Below are 255 nucleotides of genomic sequence, written 5' to 3'. Positions count from 1 at the left end.
ATAGACGCACTCGCTACAGGTTGAGTATTCGTGTTGCGCCGTATTCCAAAGCAATCTTTCGATCACCTTTAAAATACATCGATACAATCACAACCCTGATTCACCTACTCACACACCCATCTCCAGGCGCCTTTCGTGAATCTCTTTACTACTTCTTCCTGATTGTTAAAGAACGGCAGCCGGTATGAAGCCTGTGCCTCATACCGCCCTGACTGGCTCAATCGCCAATGCAAAGTACTCAGCATCACTTCGTGC

General features: G+C 47.5%; 1 protein-coding gene. It reads left to right on the top strand.

Annotated elements, in window-relative coordinates; all coding sequences use genetic code 11:
* Positions 1-188: hypothetical protein (locus tag F6X37_RS36555; RefSeq protein WP_222945061.1), on the top strand; the 188-nt coding region annotated here is incomplete at its 5' end.
* Positions 189-255: the final 67 nt, after the last annotated feature.

The organism is Paraburkholderia sp. 31.1 (genome assembly GCF_014397645.1).
Taxonomy (GTDB): Bacteria; Pseudomonadota; Gammaproteobacteria; order Burkholderiales; family Burkholderiaceae; genus Paraburkholderia; species Paraburkholderia tuberum.
Note: the sequence above shows the minus strand (reverse complement) of the source record. Positions and strands in the feature narration are given on the sequence as shown.